This is a genomic window from Cognatishimia sp., from assembly GCF_964229375.1.
Lineage (GTDB): Bacteria > Pseudomonadota > Alphaproteobacteria > Rhodobacterales > Rhodobacteraceae > Cognatishimia.
On sequence record NZ_CAXREH010000193.1, the window covers coordinates 1 to 2,682 of the forward strand.

Here is a 2,682-nt window from a genome sequence, read left to right on the forward strand (position 1 = left end):
CGTGGCACAACCCGCAAGAACTGGCTGACATAGCCCAGCACTTCGCGGCGCAGACGCAAGATGTCACGCGGCTCGGCTTGGGTAACATCTACGCCGCCCACGACCACAGAGCCGCCAGCTGCGAGATAGTTGCCATAGATGATCCGCATCAATGTGGACTTGCCCGCGCCAGACACCCCTGTCAGCGCAACACAGTCGCCAGCAGGCACGGTCAGAGTGGCCCCGCGCATAACCTCGAGCACGGCTCCGCCTTGGTTATGCAAGGTGAAGGTTTTCGATACATTTGTGAGTTCAATCATTGTCTTACACCTGCAAAACAGAGCTTACGAGAAGCTGCGTATAGCCATGTTGCGGATCATCCAGCACCTGATCGGTCAGGCCGGTTTCCACCACATGGCCGGACTTCATCACCATCAGCCGGTCCGCCAACAGGCGCACAACCGCAAGATCGTGGGTGACGATAATGGCCGACAGACCAAGATCCCGCACAAGCCCGCGTAACAGATCCAAAAGACGCGCCTGAACCGACACATCCAGACCGCCCGTCGGCTCGTCCATGAAGACCAGACGCGGCCCCGTGACCAGGTTGCGCGCGATCTGAAGACGTTGCTGCATGCCACCCGAAAAGGCGGTTGGGCGATCGTCGACCCGGTCTTCGGCAATTTCCACACGCCCCAGCCAGTCCACGGCTTGTGCGCGAATATCGCCATAGTGACGCTGCCCGACGGCCATCAGGCGTTCGCCCACGTTGCCACCAGCCGAAACGCCCATGCGCAACCCGTCCCGTGCGTGTTGATGCACAAAGGCCCAGTCGGTACGGCCCAGCATCCGGCGCTCTGGCTCGCTCATGGTCAGCGTGTCGCGTGGCCCATCGGTGCGCGTGTCAAAGATCACCTCGCCCGTATCGGTGCTGTGATGGCCTGCCAGACAATTCAGCAGAGTGGATTTCCCTGATCCGGATTCCCCAACGATGCCCATGACTTCGCCGGGATAAAGATCAAAGTTAACCCCCGTACAGCCGATACGATTGCCGTAATACTTGCTGACATCCTTGACGCTTAGAAGAGGTGTCATGCGGCTACTCCTTTTGCACCGATATGGCCCGCAGCCCGGCGGCTTTCGCAATAATCCGTGTCCGAGCAGACAAACATTCTGCCGCCTGCATCATCGGTGATGACTTCGTCCAGATAGGTATGTGTGGCCCCGCACAGGTCGCAGGCTGCATCCGCCTTAGAGGCCTCAAAGGGGTGGTCCTCAAAATCCAGGCTGACGACCTTGGTGTGTGGCGGCAACGCGTAAATCCGCTGCTCGCGCCCTGCCCCAAACAGCTGGATCGCGTCCATTTCCATCTTCGGGTTGTCAAACTTGGGGATCGGGCTTGGATCCATCACATAGCGGTCTTCGATCTTAACCGGATAGGCATAAGAGGTCGCGATATGCCCGTGCTTGGCGATGTCCTCGTAAAGCTTAACGTGCATCAGGCCATATTCCTCAAGCGCGTGCATCTTGCGCGTCTCGGTTTCGCGCGGCTCAAGAAACCGCAAAGGCTCTGGGATCGGCACCTGATAGACGATGATCTGATCTTCGTTCAGCGCTTCCTCTGGGATGCGGTGGCGGGTCTGAATAATCGTCGCCTCAGAGGTCACGGTGGTCGTCTGAACGCCCGCCGTGTTTTCAAAGAACTTGCGGATCGACACAGCATTGGTGGTGTCGTCCGCGCCCTGATCGATGACTTTCATCGTGTCCTCTGGCGTCAAAGCCGCCGCAGACACCTGAACGCCGCCCGTGCCCCAACCATAAGGCATGGGCATCTCGCGGCTGGCGAAAGGCACCTGATAGCCCGGGATCGCGAGCCCTTTCAGGATAGCACGACGGATCATCCGTTTGGTTTGTTCGTCGAGATATGCAAAGTTGTAATCAGACATTTTTTCTATCACCTGATTTTAGGAGACGGCCTTGGAAGTATTGATCATCGTTGGCGTTTTGGTTGGGTTCTTGCTGATTGTCGCCATCAGAGACATTTTGCGAGACCGCCGAAAGTTTAAGACCCTGCGCCAGACCGAAGACGGCACTTGGGTTTGGATCGGCCTTGATGGACAGACCCAGACCTCTCCGTATTACCCGTGCAGCGACGGCGGCAGCTCGTTCGGTGGCGGAGGCCATGACGGCGCCTCCGGGGATGGCGGTTGTGGCGGCGATTGACCTCATTCCGCTGCCTCCTGTCGCTGGCCTTCGGCCTCGGCGCGCAGCTTGCGGATCAGCTCTAGCTCGGCTTGGAAATCCACGTAGTGCGGCAGCTTGATATGCTCAAGGAATCCCGTCGCCTGAATGTTGTCGCCGTGATACAGCACAAATTCCGCGTCCTGAGACGGCGCACCGACATTGTCCTCGTCAAATTCCTCCCAGCGCAAAGCGCGGTCGACCAATGACATGGAGATCGACTTGCGTTCGTTCTGTCCAAAGACCAGACCATAACCACGCGTGAACTGGGGTGGCTCGGATTTGGAGCCAACAAACTGGTTCACCGTTTCGCATTCCGTCAGGGTCACTTCGCCGATTTCAATGGCAAATCCCAATTCTGAAATGTCCATTTCAACGGCGACTTCCCCGATGCGCAACTCGCCCACAAAAGCATGGGTGCGGCCATAGCCACGTTGCGTGGAATAGGCCATGCCCAGCGTA

General features: G+C 58.0%; 5 protein-coding genes. 1 reads left to right on the plus strand and 4 read right to left on the minus strand.

Annotated features, from left to right (window positions below):
- The 3 genes from ACEQWH_RS14420 to ACEQWH_RS14430 form a co-directional block, all read right to left on the minus strand.
- Positions 1 to 299: ATP-binding cassette domain-containing protein (locus ACEQWH_RS14420; RefSeq protein WP_370231982.1), on the minus strand; the 299-nt coding region annotated here is incomplete at its 3' end.
- A gap of 4 nt (positions 300 to 303) precedes the next feature.
- Positions 304 to 1,074: a phosphonate C-P lyase system protein PhnK gene (gene phnK / locus ACEQWH_RS14425; RefSeq protein WP_370231984.1), complete on the minus strand. Its 771-nt coding sequence runs from the start codon at positions 1,072 to 1,074 to the stop codon at positions 304 to 306.
- Positions 1,071 to 1,925 carry an alpha-D-ribose 1-methylphosphonate 5-phosphate C-P-lyase PhnJ gene (locus tag ACEQWH_RS14430; protein ID WP_370231986.1) on the minus strand — a complete coding sequence of 285 codons (855 nt, stop codon included), beginning with the start codon at positions 1,923 to 1,925 and terminating at the stop codon, positions 1,071 to 1,073. Before ACEQWH_RS14430 ends, phnK begins: the two co-directional genes overlap by 4 nt.
- 31 nt (positions 1,926 to 1,956) lie before the next feature.
- On the opposite strand from ACEQWH_RS14430, the gene ACEQWH_RS14435 reads away from it, so the two are divergent.
- Complete coding sequence (locus ACEQWH_RS14435) at positions 1,957 to 2,202, plus strand: hypothetical protein (RefSeq protein ID WP_370231987.1); 246 nt, start codon at positions 1,957 to 1,959, stop codon at positions 2,200 to 2,202.
- A 2-nt stretch (positions 2,203 to 2,204) separates the two neighbouring features.
- On the opposite strand, the gene ACEQWH_RS14440 is transcribed toward ACEQWH_RS14435, so the two are convergent.
- Positions 2,205 to 2,682, minus strand: a 478-nt coding sequence (locus ACEQWH_RS14440; protein ID WP_370231989.1) for a carbon-phosphorus lyase complex subunit PhnI, incomplete at its 5' end; no start/stop codon positions are given.

Coding starts and splice junctions, on each gene's coding strand:
- phnK (WP_370231984.1), bottom strand. CDS start 1,074: ATGACACCTCTTCTAAGCGTCAAGGATGTCAGCAAGTATTACGGCAAT.
- ACEQWH_RS14430 (WP_370231986.1), bottom strand. CDS start 1,925: ATGTCTGATTACAACTTTGCATATCTCGACGAACAAACCAAACGGATG.